This window comes from Natronomonas sp. (genome assembly GCF_036625485.1).
Lineage (GTDB): Archaea > Halobacteriota > Halobacteria > Halobacteriales > Haloarculaceae > Natronomonas.
Genome location: NZ_JAZKTR010000055.1, coordinates 1 through 14595, shown reverse-complemented (window position 1 = coordinate 14595; position 14595 = coordinate 1). Strand labels below are relative to the sequence as shown.

The window sequence follows — 14595 nt, the reverse complement described above, 5'->3', positions numbered from 1 at the left end:
GGCAACGCGCCGAGGGCTTTCTGGTGGTTTGCGGTCAGGATGTCACCACGTTCAATTTAAAAACCAGAAATAAATCCTACAGCTGGTCGTCCCAGTTGATCCACGTCTGCTCCCAGCCCTTCCGGCGCTCGGCGGCACGGCGGGCGTGTTCGCGGTCCTCGCGGCGGGTCCGGTTGCGCTCGATGGTGTCGGCCTGTTCGCCCTCGACGAGCATGGGCTGGAAGGCGACGGTGCCGAACTCGGCGACTGGCTCGCCACCGTCGGCGTCGACGGCGACGAGTTCCTGCGCGCCGACGCCCAGCGGCATGACGAGTCGGCCTTCGTCGGCGAGTTGGTCCAACAGCGCCCGCGGCGGGTTGGCCGCGGCGGCTTCCAGGAGGATTCGGTCGTAGGGTGCGTAATCCGGCAGGCCGCGGGCGCCGTCACGGCAGTCCACGAGGACGCCGGGATAGCCCGCACTGGCGAGATTCGAGCGGGCGTCGTAGACGAGGCGGCGCGTGATGTCGATGGCGTGAACGGAGGCCTCGCCGACGATCTCGGCGATGACCGCCGCGGTGTAGCCGACGCCAGAGCCGACGACCAGCACGTCGTGGTCCGGTTGGACGTCCAGCGCCTCCAGCAGGCGGCCGGCCGCGCTCGGCGAGAGGACGCGTGTACCGAAGCGCTCGAAGGAGCGGTCGGCGTAGGCGGCCGATTCGTCGTCGACGAACGGCTCGCGGGGCACCTCCCGCATCGCGACGCTGACGTGCTCGGAGCTCACGACGGCCTTGGCCTCGTGTTCGAGGCTGTCGACCATATCGTCCCGGAGCACGGTGGGGTCCATATCGACGCTCGGTGCCGGAGCCTATTCAACTACGCGCCCGACGGCCGCCGAGGAGGGACTCGACGGGATAGCCTCGATTCGGACGTCGCCGTAGCCGTCGGCGAGCCACGACCGGACCGCTATCGCGTCGTGGGCGGCACCGCGGCCGGCCGCAAGCCGGTCGATGTCCGCCAGCGCCGCGTCGTCGGCTACGCCCCGGAACGCGTCGATGAAGACGGCCACCGGGGCGGCGTCGCTTGCGGCGGCGACGATGTCTCGGGCGTCCTCGGCGTCGTATCGCTGCAGGACGCCGATGCCGACGATGAGGTCACACGACGGTAGGTCGGGGTCCGTGGGGTCGCCTGCTCGCAGGCTAACCGATTCGTGGGCCAGCAGCGGTTCGACGGCCTCGATCCGCTCCGGCGTGTCGTAGAGCGTGACGGACCAGCCGCGGTCGGCGAACTCGACGGCCCGGGAGCCGCCCCCGTCGCCCAATACGAGGACGCGGTCACCGTCAGGGGCGGCGTGGACGGCCGTCGTCACCTCGGAGCGGACGCGGGCGGAGCCCGCGGCGCGCTCGCGGCCGAGTTCGTTACGAAGCGCGTCGGCGGGTTCGGGTGGGTCGGCACCGGCCATCGTTTCGGGGAGGGCGACCCAGCGGTCGAAGGCGTCGAGTTCGGCGGGGAGGCGGCCGATAGAGCGGAGGTCCGTCTTCGTGAGGAAGCCGAGCAGGCGATTCGTCGGTTCGTACTCGCCGTCGACGTGGGCCAGAAAGCCCCGTGCTTCGAGTGCAGCGACGAGGCGTTCGGCGCTTTCGGGGTCGATATCGGTCTCGGCGGCGACGGCGTCGGCGGTGCCCGCACTCGTTGCCAGCGCGTCCAGGGCGCCACAGCGGCGGGCGGTCCACAGCAGGGCGAGTTGGCGCCATTCGACGGCCGCGCGGTCCTGTGTGGGCACGGCTCAGTCCCCCTGCATCCGGACGAACCGGACGCCGCCGTGGTCTTCGCGGTCGAGGCCGTCCTCGGTTTTGGTCGTCTTGATAAGATGCTGTTCGACGGTACCTATCGGTCCGACGAAGACGCCCCCCACACGCAATTGGTCGATGATATCGTCGGGTATCTCGGCGGCGGCGCAGGTGAGATAGGCGGCGTCGTAGCGGGCGTGTTCGGGCCAGCCCTCGTGGCCGTCGCCGACGCGAATCTCGATATCGTAGCCGAGGTCGGCGAGGGTCTCGCGGGCGTCCTCGGCGAGTTCCTCGACGTATTCGACGCTATAGACGTTCTCGTCGCCGGCGATCTCGGCGGTGACGGCGGCGTGATAGCCGCATCCCGTACCGATTTCGAGTACCTTGTCGCCCTCGTCCAACTCCAGCAATTCGGACATGATGCCGACGATGTGGGGCGCCGAGACGGTCTGGTCGGCGCCGATAGGAAGCGGACGGTCGACGTAGGCGCGGTCGCGGCGCGCTTCGGGGACGAACTCGTGGCGGGGGACCGTCTTCAGCGCCTCGATGACCGACTCGTCGCTGATGCGGCCGGTTCCGACGAGGGCGTCGACCATGTTCTCCCGCTGTTCGTCGAAGTCGTCGCCGTCGGGGGTGCCGCGGAACATGGGCCTACCAGCCGGACCATGCCCGCTGGCGGGAGTTCTCGTTGCGGGCGTAGACCCGTTTGAGGTCCTTCGCGAAGGCGTAGTCGCCGTCGTGGTCGTAGCCCTCGCGGTCGTAGTTGGTCGCGTCCTCGCGGACGAGCAGGCGCTCGACGGTGAACTCCTCGTCACCGTACTCGGTGGTCTCGCCGACGACGAACTTCTCGTCGCCCGGGACCTGGATCTTCGTACTTCGGCTCTCGTCGTGGCCCCCGTCCTTCGGGTGGAGCGTCAGGTTGACCTGCACGTTCCCGACTGCACGGGTCCAGACGGTCTTGATGTCCTTGGCTTCGGCCTCGTCGGCCCGGGCGTCGGTGGTCAGTTCCATCGACGTGATGCGGGCCCGGTAGAGGGCGGCGTCGGTCTCGACGAGCAGTTCGTCGCCGACCTCGAGTTCCTCCTCGGGTTCGAGTTCAATGCGGCCTTCCTCGCTTTCGCCGTCCTGGGAGACGATGACCCGGCGGTCGATGGTCGATTCCTCCTCGATGGTCGTCTTGTGAACGTGGCCGCACTCGCTGCATCGAACGGTCGCCTGACCGCCCTGCTTCAGTACCTCGTGGGCCGTTTCGGCGCCCTGCGAACAGGACGGACAGCGGACTGCAACGCGTTGTTGACTCATTATACGACAATTCTCGCGGGAACGTATAAGGGCGTGGCTCCGGCGGGAGGGGCTGACGATTATAGCCCTTCCAGCGATCGGAGGCGCTGTTCGACCTCCGGCGGCGCGGCGCTGGGACCGTCACGGACGCGGTGGTCTGGGATGAGAAGCGGTGCCGGGTTCTCGGACAGGGCGGTCCGAACGAGTTGTAGGTCCGCGGGTTCCTCGGGGTCGAGATTCGGGGCCAGTCGCGCGAGTTTCTCGACGCCGACCTGTGAGCCGTGGGGGATGCCCCGGACGGCCTCTAACACCTCGCGCTGGTCGGTGGCCATCGTCAGCGCCACCTCGATGTCGTTGAAATCGTCCTCGGAACCCTCCAGATACGCCTGAATCCGGTCGAGGAGTTCGAGCCCCTCCTCGGCGCCCTCGTCGGGTATCTCCGGAAACGACACCGACAAGACGCGACCGCTCGCGTAGCCGACCTGTACGTAGCGGTCCAGATACTCCGACTCCCGCGCGTAGATGCCTGCGTCCGCCTCGGTGCTCATACTCCCGACTGTCGGGTGTCGATGGCTTGTAACTTGAGGTGTTCGCGGACGGACATTATTTAAACGAACACGGAAGCCGGTCGTTTCGACGGATTTCGCTCGACGACGAGACGTAATCGTCGCTCGGTGCATCCGAGGCGCAACCCTTATGTACAAATAAGTACGTTAGAGTACAGTAATGAACACAACTGACGAGTTGGCGCCGGCGGTCCGCTCGATTCTGGAGGCGGCCGTCGAGCGGTCCGGCGGTGACGAGCGAGTCACCGTCGACCCGCGGTCGCTTTCCGAGGCCTTCGCCGCGGCGGAGGCCGACGGCCGCGTCCCCCTCATCGCGGAGGTGAAACCGACCAGTCCGACGACCGAGGGCGAACGGACCGACGACCCGGTCGCCCTTGCCGAGTCGATGGTCGAGGGCGGCGCCGCGGCGCTGTCGGTGCTGACCGAACCCGAACACTTCGGCGGGTCGCCCGAAACCCTGCGTCGGGTTCGGGAAGCCGTCGACGTGCCGGTCCTCCGGAAGGACTTTATCGTCCGCGAGGAGCAACTCGATACCGTCGAGGCGGACGTCATCTTGCTCATCGTCCGCTTCGTCGACGACCTGGAGAGTCTGCTCGAAGCCGCCCGCGAACGCGGCTTTCGGGTCCTCGTGGAGACCCACACCCCGGAGGAGGTCGAGACGGCGCTCGATGCGGGCGCGGATATCATCGGCGTCAACAACCGCGACCTGGCGGAACTGGAGGTCGATCTGGGGACGTTCGAGCGGGTCGCCGACTCGATTCCGGCAGCAACCCGCGAGAGCGTCACCCTGATTGCGGAAAGTGGCATAGGGTCACCGGAAGACGTCTCGCGAATGCGCCGTGCCGGGGCCGACGGCCTGCTCGTCGGGTCGGCCATCATGGACGGAGACGTTCGCGAGAACACACAGGGACTCACCAATGTCTAAATCGGATACGAAATTCGGCGACTACGGCGGCCAGTACGTTCCCGAGGCGTTGATGCCGGCCATCGAGGAACTGACCGACGCCTACGAGCGGTACGTGCTGGACAACGAGGACGGGTTCATGGACGAGTTCCGCGAGCGCATCCGGGACTTCGGCGGCCGGCCCACGCCCCTACAGCGGGCCGACCAGCTCTCCGAGCGCTACGATACCGAGGTCTACCTCAAGCGCGAGGACCTGCTGCACGGTGGCGCCCACAAACTCAACAACGCTCTCGGACAGGTCCTGCTGGCGAAGTACATGGGCAAAGAGCGCATCATCGCCGAGACCGGCGCCGGCCAGCACGGCACCGCGACCGCGATGGCCGCCGCCCACCTCGATATGCCCTGCGAGATCTATATGGGCCGACGAGATATCAACCGCCAGCGCCCCAACGTCTTCCGGATGCGCCTCAACGGCGCCGAGGTCAACCCGGTCGATATCGGCCGCGGCACGCTCAAGGAAGCCATCTCGGAGACGATGCGCGACTGGGCGACCACCGTCGAGACGACCCACTACGTCATCGGGTCGGTCGTCGGCCCCGCGCCCTTCCCGGCGATGGTCCGGGACTTCCAGTCGGTCATATCGGAGGAAATGCGTCGGCAGTCGATAGAGCAGTTCGGCGACCTGCCGGGTGCCGTCATCGCCTGTGCCGGCGGCGGGTCGAACACGATGGGCTCCTTTGCCGAGTTCGTCGATGATGAGGAAGTCGACCTCTACGCCGTCGAAGCAGGGGGATCCTCGCTGACCGTCGATGAAGAGGAAGGTGTCGCTCCCCACTCGGCATCCCTGTCGACGGGTGAGGAGGGCGTCCTCCACGGTGCGCGCACGAAACTCCTGCAGGACACCCACGGCCAGATCATGGAATCCCACAGCGTCTCCTCGGGGCTGGACTACTCGGGCGTCGGTCCCGAACTCGCCTACCTCGTCGACGAGGGCCGCGTCATCCCGAAGAACGTCGGCGACGAGTCGGCACTCGAAGCCTTCCACCGCCTCTCGCAGGACGAAGGCATCATCCCCGCCCTCGAAACCGCCCACGCGTTCGGGTTCCTCGAAGACGTGGCCGGCCCCGACGGCGATGGGTCGGTCGACCTGCCCGATACTGTCGTCGTCAACGTCTCCGGGCGCGGCGACAAGGACCTCGAAGCCGCCATCGAGGAGACCGACAAGCGCGAGTTGGAGAACGCGCCGACGATGGAGGTCTTTGAATGAGTAGCGAGTCCTCGCGACTCGAAGACGTCTTCGACGAACCCGCCTTCATCCCCTACCTCGCGGCCGGCGACCCCGATTTCGAGTCCTCTATCGAGTACGTCGAAGCCCTCGAACGCGGCGGTGCCGACATCATCGAACTCGGTCTGCCCTTCTCGGAGCCAATCGCCGAGGGGCCGACCATCCAGCAGGCCGTCGTCCGGTCGCTGAAAGGGGGCATGACCCCCGAGCGTTTCTTCGAGTTCGTCGAAGAACTGGACGTGGACGTGCCGCTGGTGTGTATGACCTATTATAATCTCATCTACCAGTACGGTCCCGAGGACGCGGAGCCCGTCCTCCCGTTCGTCGAACGCGCCGCCGAAGTCGGCCTCGAGGGCTTCGTCGTCCCCGACCTGCCCGCCGAGGAGGCCGACCTCCTGCGTGAGGCCTGTGACGACCACGGCCTCGACCTCGTCTTCATCGTCGCGCCGACGACGAAAGGGGAGCGCCTCGACCGCATCATGGAACAGGTCTCGGGCTACGTCTACGTGCAGGCCCGCCTCGGCGTCACGGGCGCCCGTGCGGACGTCTCCGACCAGACCGAGGAGAGCCTCGCGCGCCTCGAAAAGTACGACGTGCCCAAAGCGGTCGGCTTCGGTATCTCCAGTGGTGAGCAGGCCGCCGACGTCGTCGCCGCCGGTGCCGACGGCGTCATCGTCGGCTCGGCACTAGTGGATATCGTTGCCGAGGGCCACGAAGAGGGCGAACCGACCGAAGAGACGGCCGCGAAACTGGAATCGCTCGCTCGCGAACTGAAGGAGGGCGCCCTCGCGGGCGCGCAACGTAAGCCGCGACCGGAAGGAACATGACCGAACCTACCACACCCACAAACATGACCACAGGGACCGCTGCTCGCCTCGACCGCATCGGCACGGACGGCCGCTACGTCACCGTGCCGATGGACCACGGCATCACACTCGGCCCGGTAAAAGGCCTGAAAGACATCGAATCGACCATCGACGCCGTCACTCGCGGCGGCGCCGACTCCGTACTGACTCAGAAGGGGATCGCCGACCGCGTCCACGGCAACAAGAACGACGCCGGCTACATCGTCCATCTCAACGGGTCGACGGTCATCGGCCCGGATTCCAACGATAAACGAACGACCGGGTCGGTGAAATCGGCCATCCGTGCCGGCGCCGACGCCGTCTCCTTCCATTTCAACGTCGGCTCCGATTACGAACCCGAACAGATGTCCGAACTCGCCGAAGTGACCGAGGAGGCCGCCGACTACGGCATCCCGGTGTTGGCGATGACCTACGCACGTGGGCCCGGCATCGAGGGCGACGACCCTGAAGCGCTCGGACACGCCGTCCGCCTCGGCGAGGAACTGGGCGCGGATCTCATCAAGACGGGCTACAGCGGCGACGCAGAGAGCTTCGAGCACGTCTGTGAATCCACGTCCCTGCCCGTCCTCATCGCCGGCGGGTCGCCGGACGGCGACCTCTCGGCGCTACAGGACGTCCGCGGCGCGATGGACGCCGGCGGCGCCGGCGTCTCGATGGGCCGGACCATCTTCCAGCACGACGACCCCGAAAAGATGGCTCGCGCGGTTTCCTTGGTCGTTCACGAGGACGTGTCCGCCGAGGACGCCCTCGAACGTGCCGGTCTCGCTGTCGAGGCCTGATTAGAGCAGCCGTTTCAGTTCTGCGAGCGAGTCGAACGTGTAGTCGGGACTGTGGTCTCGGGTTTCTCCCCGGCCGCCGCTCTCGGGGAACCATGCGGCCTGCAGGCCCGCGTCCTTCGCGCCACCGACGTCGTGTTTCAGGGAGTTGCCGACGTAGAGCGTCCGCTCCGGCGTCGCCCCGAGGGCTGTGACCGCCCGGTCGAACGGTTCGCGGGCGGGTTTCGGTGGCGTCATCTCGCCGGCGTAGACGTGCGTCTCGAAGTGGTCGTGGATGCCCAGCGCCTCGAGCTTCACCGTCTGTGTCGCCCGCTCGCCGTTGGTGACGAGGCCGACCCGCCCGTGGTCGCGGGCGTGTGCGAGGGCCGTCTCCGCGCCGGGTCGGAAGGACACGTCGGTATGGTCGATTGCGGCCTCGTAGGCGCTGGCGAGGGATTCGGCGTCCGTCGTCGGGCCGCCGTATCGCTCGGCGGCGATTTCGAACGTTTGGGTGAGGAAGTGGTGGTCGCTGTCGGCGTCCGGTACCGCATCGGCGCAGGCCCAGAGTTCCTCGCTGTCGCAGAAGGCGTCGACGCCCGCCCTGGCGAAGGCCTCGGCGATGACGGCGTCGCCGTCCTGATTGTACTCCAGAAGCGTGTCGTCGAGGTCGAAACAGACCGTCGTGATGGAGGGCGGCATTTTCATGAATCTATCTACGAACCCGTGTAAAACTTCGCGCTCCGCGAGACGCTCCCACAAGAGACGGTTTCGTCGTGTGGTCCGTCTGAATTCCCGGTCGTCGAGCACGGTGAAGGCGTCGATAGGACGGATTGAGCCGTAAGCGATGGGGATTTTTCCCGCTCAGGGCCGTACACCCGTCATGGCCTGGAGCGCGGCCGCACGGGGAATCTTTCTATTGGCGCTACTCGTGGCTCTTGCGGGCTGTGGGGGACCGCTTGCCGGCGGGTCGGTGACGGATGAAGGCTTGGACGGCGAGACGGGAACAGTAACCCCCGTGCCGCTCCCGGAGGAAAACGGACCGACCGAGGTGGAGGAACTCGCGCCCGGGCTCTCGAAAAATGCGGGGGTGACGGATTCCAATCGGCTCATGCATGCACATGCTGCCGCGCTCGCGAATACCTCCTATACGGCGGTAGTCATCTCGACGCGTCGGGCCCCGAACGGCTCGATGGGGACGCGCTACAACCGCTCGGTTCGTGTCGAGTCCTCCGACCGTTTCCACTACATCCTGCGGTTCGAAGCCAGAGACGAGCCGCGCCGGACCGAACTGTGGCGCGACAGCGAGGAAGCCTACGAGGCGACAACGACCAACAGGACGACGACCTATCAGGCTCTGGAGGCGCCACCGCTGCCGACTCTCCTGTCATCGTCGGACCTCCAGCGGCTGTTCAATCGATTGCCCACCCGGGTCGTCGAAACAGCCGTTCAGAACGATACGACCGTTTATACGATCGAAGGCGGTCCCCGAGCCCTCCCGCCGCTGTACGACGTTAGATTCACCGCGCGAATCACCGAACAGGGCCTTATTCAGTCCTATCGGCTGAACTACGCCGTGGAACGCGAAGAGACTCGGCGGACCGTGACCGTCGAGGCGACGTTTACCGGGGTCGGTGAGACGACCGTTGACCGACCGCCGTGGTACGAGGCGGCCACCGAGTCGACCCAGGAGTAGGCTCGTGGTCGGCCTCGCCGGAGGCGACTCCCGTCTCCGCTTATTCCTCGCTTTCTCGCTCGCGAAGGTCCGAACGCCTGATCTTTCCGGTCGTCGTCGTCGGCAGTTCGTCGACGAACTCGATCTCCCGCGGGTACTCGTGTTTCGCGAGGTCCTCCTTGACCATCGTCCGGACCTCCTCCCGGAGGTCGTCGTCGCCGTCGACGCCGTCGACGGGTTGACAGAACGCCTTGATGACCTCGCCGCGGGTGTCGTCCGGAATCCCGATGACGCCGACCTGCTCGATGTCCGGGTGTTCGAGGATGGCTTCCTCGACCTCACCGGGGCCGACGCGATAGCCGCTCGTGATGATGAGGTCGTCGTCGCGGGACTTGAACCAGATGTAGCCCTCGGCGTCCTGCTCGGCGAGGTCGCCCGTGAGGTGCCACTCGCCGACGCGGACGCCCTCCGTTTTCTCCGGTTGGTTCCAGTACTCCTCGAAGAGGACCGGATCGCCCGCCCGCTTGACGGCGATCTCGCCGACCTCACCGGTTGGACGTTCCTCGCCGGTTTCGGAGTCGATGACGGCGACGTCGTGTCCGGGGACGGGCTTGCCCATGCTGCCCGGTTTCGCGGGGAACCACGACTGGCAGTTCGCGACCAGCAGGTTCGCCTCCGTCTGGCCGTACAACTCGTTCATCGCGACGCCTTCCAGTTCCGAGTCGGCCCACGTCATGATCTCCGGCGTCAGCGGCTCGCCGCCGGAACAGACCGCCTCCAGTGCGAGGTCGTACTCGTCGGCGTCGACGTTCATCATCATGCGGATGGCGGTCGGCGGCAGGAACGCCGAGGTGACGCGGAACTCCTCCATGAGGTCGAAGGCGGTCTCGGCGTCGAACTCACCCATCGGATAGCCGAGGACGGGCCGGCCGTAGTGCCATGCGGGAAAGAGCAGATCGCCGAGCGCGCCGATCCACGCCCAGTCGGCCGGCGTCCAGCAGACGGCCTCGGAGACGTCGAGTTCGAAGTACATCCGGAAGGCCGGACAGTGGCCGACCCACGCGGAGTGGGTATGGAGTGCGCCCTTCGGCGGGCCCGTCGAGCCGCTGGTGTACATGATGGTCGCCGGCGTGTCCGGTCCCGTCTCGACGGGGTCGAACGACGCGGACGCGCCAGTCAGCAGGTCGGCGAAGGCTTCGGGTTCCTCGTGGCTGCCCTCGTGGCGCCAGTCGACCTCGATGACGGTCTCGAGGTCCGGGCAGTTCCCTCGGGCCTCGGCGACGGCCTCGTAGCGGCCCGAACCGACCACGACGGCCGTCGCAGCGCTGTCCTGCAGTCGGTATTCGAGCGCGTCGGGGCCGAAAAGCACCGACAGCGGCATCGAGATGGCGCCGAGTTTCCAACAGGCCAGATGCGTTATCGGGTTGGCCGGAATCTGCGGCAACACCACGCCGACGCGGTCGCCGCGTTCGACCCCCGAATCAGCGAGGGCGTTCGCGAGGCGGTCCGAAAGCCGGTCGAGGTCGGCGAACGTGTAGGTCTCACGGCGGCCGTCGGGGTAGGCCTGAAACAGCGCGACCCGCGCCTCCGGGTCATCGTGCTTGCCGACGAGGTCGTAGGCGGCGTTATAATCGGTCGGCAGGTCCCATTCGAACTCCTCGCGTGCCGTCTCGTAACTCTCTGCCGGAAGTGTGACGTTCCATGTCATGGTCGTGTCTGTGGGTGGGGGTCTCTATCGGGTGCTCACTCGGCCTCTGCGCCCCCGACCGAGAGGTACTCGTCGAGCAGGTCCTCGCGGTCCTGGAGGTCGTCGACCGATCCCTCCCAGACGTTCGACCCCTTGTCGATGATGTAGGCCTGCTCGCCGAGGTCGAGGGCGAAATCGACGTTCTGTTCGGTCATCAGCACGGTCACGTCCCGCTCGACGACGTCGCCGAGGACCTCCCGGAGGTCCTCGACGATGACCGGCGCGAGTCCCTCGGTCGGCTCGTCGAGCAACAGGAGATCGGGGTTCTGGACCAGCGCCCGCGCCACCGAGAGCATCTGCTGTTCGCCGCCAGAGAGGTTCTGTCCTCGGTTCTTCCGCAACTCGTCGAGCACAGGGAAGATGTCGAACATCTCCTCGATCTCCCGTGGCTCGGCCGCGAGTTCGTGGGCCAGTTGGATGTTCTCCGTGACGGTCAGGGTCGGGAAGATTCGCCGACCCTCGGGGACGAGTTTGATACCTCGCTGGCTGATCCCCTCGACGGACAGGTCGCTGATGTCCTCGCCGCGGTATTCGATGTGGCCTTCCCGGCGTGGAACCGTTCCCGTGATCGCACGAAGCGTCGTCGTCTTGCCGGCACCGTTCCGCCCCAGCAACGTCACGACGTCGTTTTCCTCGATCGCCATCTCCAGGTCGAACAGGACGTGACTGTTGCCGTAGTAGGCGTTTACACCCGAGAGTTCCAGGATGCTCATGCCTCCTCACCTCCGTCGACCTCGGTGGGGCCAGTCGGCCCTTCGGCGTCCTCGTCGATACCGAGGTAGGCCTTACGGACGCGCTCGTCGGCCATCACCTCGTCCGGCGTTCCGCGGGCGATGAGTTCGCCGTTGTCGAGCACGAGGATACGGTCGGAGATGCCGAGGACGACGTCCATGTCGTGTTCGGTCAACACGAACGTGGTATCGGTCGTCTCGTCGAGTTCTCGGACGAGTTCCACCATCCGGTCGGTCTCGGAGGGGTTCATCCCCGCGGTCGGTTCGTCCAGCAGGACGACCGACGGATCGGTCCCGAGCGCGACCGCGATCTCGACCTTCCGGACGTCACCGTGCGAGAGGTTGGCACATTCCTCGTCGGCGACGTCCTGCAGGTTCGTCAGTTCGAGTATCTCGTGGGCGCGTTCGGTCAATTCCTCGTCATCCCGGGCGAGCGAGCGAACGTCGAGGGTCCGCTCGTCCCGGCTGATGCGGGCGATGCGGACGTTGTCGATGACCGACAGGCCCTCGAAGACGTTGTTGATCTGGAACGCCCGCGAGAGGCCGAGGCGGTTGATCTCGTAGGGGGGTTTCCCGGTCGTCTCTACGAGTTCGTCGCCGTCCCGCGGTCGGATGTGGACGGACCCTTCGGTCGGTTCGTACTGGCCGGCCAGCAGGTTGTAGAACGTCGTCTTGCCGGCGCCGTTCGGCCCGATGATGCTCGTGATCTCGTCGGAGTCGATCTCGACGTTGACGTCGTCGACGGCGACGAGGCGTCCGAACTCCTTGGTGAGCCCACGGGTTTCGAGTACCTTGGTCATGCTTCAGCACCTCCGAAGAGACCGGTCGGCCGCCATACCAACACGACGATCATCGCGAGGAAGGGAAAGAGCACGCCGGCGCCCGCGACGCCGCTGCCGAGGGCGATGAGCAGGCCGATGATCATCGCGCCGACGAACGCCCCGGCGAAGGAGCCGAGGCCGCCGATGACGACGACGACGAACGCGTCGACGATGACCTGATTGCCGAGTCCGGGCGAAATAGATTGCATCGGTGCCGCGAGAGCGCCGCCGAGACCGGCTAGCGCCGCGCCGATGATGAACACGCCGGTGTAGAGCTTGGGTACGTTGATGCCGAGCAGTCGCGCCATCTCTCGGTCGCTCGACGTTGCTCGCACGATGCGGCCGATGTTCGTATACCGGAGCGCCGCGAGGATGGCCGCCAACACGAGTACCGCCATCACGATGACGAACGCCCGATAGACCGGGATGGCGAGGCTCGAAGTGAACTGGATCGAGCCGCTCAGTGCCTCCGGAGCGCTGACCAACCGGGATTGTGAGCCGAAGATGGCCCGGACCCCGTCGGTGATTATCAACACGAACGCGAAGGTCAACAGCAACTGGTCGAGTTCCTCCTCCTCGCGGCCGTACAGCCGTCGTATGAAGCCTGCCTCCAGAATCCCACCGACGATGGCGACGACGGCGATGGCGGCGACGACGCCCAGCGCGAAATTACCGAACGCACTTTGCATGACGACGATGGCCATGTAGGCGCCGACCATATAGAGGACGCCGTGGCTGAAGTTGAGGACGTCCAGAACACCGAAGATCAGGCTGAGGCCGACCGCGACCAAAAAGAGCCGGCTCCCGATACTGACACCCGTGATGATCTGGTCGAAGACCAGAGAGTGGAACGACATAACATGGAACATTGTCAGATATAGATTAAATCTTTCGCCGAAAATCCTTGTTTGCCCTTCTTCCCCTGGTTTATATCGTTGCCCCTATGTATCACTTTCGTGGTAAGTTTGAATATCAACCCGTACAATTATATGGGTTATCTCCGAAGGTTTCGGGAGTCCATGTTAGATAGAAACACGGATGGCTCGGGATCGGAAGCGAACGGACGACGCGCGGGCGTTCGTCGCCGGGACTTCTTGGCCGCCGCCGGGACGGGCGCGGCCGCGACGTTCGCCGGTTGCATCGGTGGCGGTGGCGGCGACGACACGATCACGCTCGGTGCTGTCTACCTGCTTTCGGGCGTGGCCGAACAGCTGGGGGCGTCCTCACGTGCGGCCGCGGAGGTGGCTATCAAGGAGATCAACGAGGAAGGGGGTATCCTCGACAGCGAAGTCGAGAGCTTCTTCCGGGACCACGGCGATGACCCGCAGGGACAGATGCGAAGCCTCGTTCAGGAGCAAAACGCGGACGTCATGCTCGGGTTGACCTCCTCGGGAGTGACGCTGAACTCCGGGCCGACCATCGAGCAGTTGGGCGTACCGTTCACGCTGACCGACATCGGGACGCCGTTCGCGACCGAACCCGATGTCGACACCTACGGCAACTACTACGAGGACGAGGGTACGGCCGCGGCCGTCCCGAACCTCTTCCGGACGAACGCGAACACGTCCATCAACACCTACGCTATCGCCAAGTGGATCAACGACAACTACGGCTCGGCCCGCATCGCGAACCTCGGGCCGGACTACGCCTACGGCCAGCAGTGTTGGGACTACTTCAAGGCCTACTCCGACGGACTGGGCGCCGGCCACGAGTACGTCGCCTCGGCGTTCCCCTCGCTCGGCGCCAGCGACATGACGCCGCAGATCAATCAGGTCCTCGACGCCGACCCCGACCTCGTGTTCACGAGTTTCTGGGCCGGCGACGTTGTCACCTTCGTCCAGCAGGCCGCCGAACAGGGCCTGTTCGACCAGGTCGACGACGTCTTCGACACCATCGGCGCCGACCCCAACGGGTTCGAAGCCCTCGGCGATACGATGCCGGAGGGACTCCACTACTCCGGGTGGTACTGGGGGTCGGCCTTCGACAACTCCGAAAACGAGGCGTTCCTCGAAGCCTATCTCAACGAGTACGAGGGGACCGATGTCAACCCGTACCCGTCCTTTACGGGCGGCAGTTCCTATGCGGCGGTCTACGTCTACAAGGAGGCCATCGAGGCCGCCGGCAGCACGAACCCCGACGACATCATCTCCGAGATGGAGGGCATGGAGTTCACGGGCCCGCGCGGGACGTGGACCATCGAC

16 protein-coding genes are annotated in these 14595 nt (G+C 65.8%); 6 read left to right on the top strand and 10 right to left on the bottom strand.

Features of this window, described 5'->3' with window-relative positions; genetic code table 11:
* Positions 1-76: 76 nt before the first annotated feature.
* Genes V5A53_RS07405 through V5A53_RS07385 form a run of 5 tightly spaced genes read right to left on the bottom strand, consistent with a single transcriptional unit; the run spans position 77 to position 3595 of the window.
* Complete coding sequence (locus V5A53_RS07405) at positions 77-823, bottom strand: protein-L-isoaspartate O-methyltransferase family protein (RefSeq protein ID WP_332312950.1); 747 nt, start codon at positions 821-823, stop codon at positions 77-79.
* A gap of 21 nt (positions 824-844) precedes the next feature.
* Positions 845-1759 (bottom strand): hypothetical protein, encoded by a 915-nt coding sequence (locus V5A53_RS07400; RefSeq protein ID WP_332312949.1) that lies wholly within the window; start codon positions 1757-1759, stop codon positions 845-847.
* Between the two features lie 3 nt (positions 1760-1762).
* A complete protein-coding gene (locus V5A53_RS07395) occupies positions 1763-2413 on the bottom strand; it encodes a protein-L-isoaspartate(D-aspartate) O-methyltransferase (protein ID WP_332312948.1) in 651 nt (216 codons plus the stop codon).
* 4 nt (positions 2414-2417) lie between these two features.
* Complete coding sequence (locus V5A53_RS07390) at positions 2418-3068, bottom strand: HVO_0476 family zinc finger protein (protein WP_332312947.1); 651 nt, start codon at positions 3066-3068, stop codon at positions 2418-2420.
* 59 nt (positions 3069-3127) lie between these two features.
* The gene (locus V5A53_RS07385) at positions 3128-3595 is read right to left on the bottom strand and encodes an MGMT family protein (RefSeq protein WP_332312946.1); all 468 of its coding nucleotides are present in this window, start codon (positions 3593-3595) and stop codon (positions 3128-3130) included.
* A 178-nt stretch (positions 3596-3773) separates the two neighbouring features.
* Between V5A53_RS07385 and trpC the strand changes: the two genes are divergently transcribed.
* From trpC to V5A53_RS07365, 4 genes are read left to right on the top strand one after another with little or no spacing between them, the layout of a single operon-like run.
* Positions 3774-4538 (top strand): indole-3-glycerol phosphate synthase, encoded by a 765-nt coding sequence (gene trpC / locus V5A53_RS07380; protein ID WP_332312945.1) that lies wholly within the window; start codon positions 3774-3776, stop codon positions 4536-4538.
* Positions 4531-5784: a tryptophan synthase subunit beta gene (trpB, locus tag V5A53_RS07375; RefSeq protein ID WP_332312944.1), complete on the top strand. Its 1254-nt coding sequence runs from the start codon at positions 4531-4533 to the stop codon at positions 5782-5784. Before trpC ends, trpB begins: the two co-directional genes overlap by 8 nt.
* Entirely contained in the window at positions 5781-6629 is an 849-nt protein-coding gene (gene trpA / locus V5A53_RS07370; RefSeq protein WP_332312943.1) for a tryptophan synthase subunit alpha, read from the top strand. The genes trpB and trpA overlap by 4 nt, the downstream gene beginning before the upstream one ends.
* Before the next feature lie 23 nt (positions 6630-6652).
* Positions 6653-7447 (top strand): 2-amino-3,7-dideoxy-D-threo-hept-6-ulosonate synthase, encoded by a 795-nt coding sequence (locus V5A53_RS07365; RefSeq protein WP_332312942.1) that lies wholly within the window; start codon positions 6653-6655, stop codon positions 7445-7447.
* On the opposite strand, the gene V5A53_RS07360 is transcribed toward V5A53_RS07365, so the two are convergent.
* Positions 7448-8122, bottom strand: a complete 675-nt coding sequence (locus V5A53_RS07360; protein WP_332312941.1) for an HAD family hydrolase — start codon at positions 8120-8122, stop codon at positions 7448-7450.
* 181 nt (positions 8123-8303) lie between these two features.
* Here V5A53_RS07360 and V5A53_RS07355 point away from each other — a divergent pair, with 181 nt between their 5' ends.
* On the top strand, positions 8304-9116 hold the full coding sequence (locus tag V5A53_RS07355) for a hypothetical protein (protein ID WP_332312940.1): 813 nt from the start codon (positions 8304-8306) through the stop codon (positions 9114-9116).
* A gap of 40 nt (positions 9117-9156) precedes the next feature.
* On the opposite strand, the gene V5A53_RS07350 is transcribed toward V5A53_RS07355, so the two are convergent.
* Genes V5A53_RS07350 through V5A53_RS07335 form a run of 4 tightly spaced genes read right to left on the bottom strand, consistent with a single transcriptional unit; the run spans position 9157 to position 13251 of the window.
* On the bottom strand, positions 9157-10803 hold the full coding sequence (locus tag V5A53_RS07350; protein ID WP_332312939.1) for an AMP-binding protein: 1647 nt from the start codon (positions 10801-10803) through the stop codon (positions 9157-9159).
* Between the two features lie 35 nt (positions 10804-10838).
* Positions 10839-11555 (bottom strand): ABC transporter ATP-binding protein, encoded by a 717-nt coding sequence (locus tag V5A53_RS07345; protein ID WP_332312938.1) that lies wholly within the window; start codon positions 11553-11555, stop codon positions 10839-10841.
* Complete coding sequence (locus V5A53_RS07340) at positions 11552-12373, bottom strand: ABC transporter ATP-binding protein (protein WP_332312937.1); 822 nt, start codon at positions 12371-12373, stop codon at positions 11552-11554. The genes V5A53_RS07345 and V5A53_RS07340 overlap by 4 nt, the downstream gene beginning before the upstream one ends.
* The gene (locus tag V5A53_RS07335; RefSeq protein WP_332312936.1) at positions 12370-13251 is read right to left on the bottom strand and encodes a branched-chain amino acid ABC transporter permease; all 882 of its coding nucleotides are present in this window, start codon (positions 13249-13251) and stop codon (positions 12370-12372) included. Before V5A53_RS07335 ends, V5A53_RS07340 begins: the two co-directional genes overlap by 4 nt.
* Positions 13252-13413: 162 nt before the next feature.
* Here V5A53_RS07335 and V5A53_RS07330 point away from each other — a divergent pair.
* Positions 13414-14595 (top strand): ABC transporter substrate-binding protein (locus tag V5A53_RS07330; RefSeq protein ID WP_332312935.1); only part of this gene is annotated, 1182 nt, incomplete at its 3' end.